Origin of the sequence: uncultured Jannaschia sp. (genome assembly GCF_947494025.1) — a bacterium.
Classification (GTDB): domain Bacteria; phylum Pseudomonadota; class Alphaproteobacteria; order Rhodobacterales; family Rhodobacteraceae; genus Jannaschia.
In genome coordinates, this window is record NZ_CANLTQ010000193.1 from 1 (window position 1) to 247 (window position 247).

Below are 247 nucleotides of genomic sequence, written 5' to 3' on the forward strand. Positions count from 1 at the left end.
AGACGCTGCGCGCCACAAGACACTACGGCCGGACGTTCTGGAAGCACTGGACCGGATACCACGCCCGAAGCCGCATCGAGGCGAAGATGCGATGCCTCAAGGCATTCGGCGAACGCATCGCCGCACGGGACCCCGACCGCCAGACCGCCGAAATCCACATCCGCGTCGCACTCATGAACCGCTTCAACGCCCTCGGCACCACCGAGATCCTTCGCGTGGCATGACATCGGCGGGGAAAGGGAAAGTC

General features: G+C 64.4%; 1 pseudogene. It reads left to right on the forward strand.

The annotated features are described in order from the left end of the window. Nucleotides 1-224 (forward strand): annotated as a pseudogene (locus Q1B08_RS21895) (IS5/IS1182 family transposase); the annotation flags it as partial. Nucleotides 225-247 lie beyond the last annotated feature (23 nt).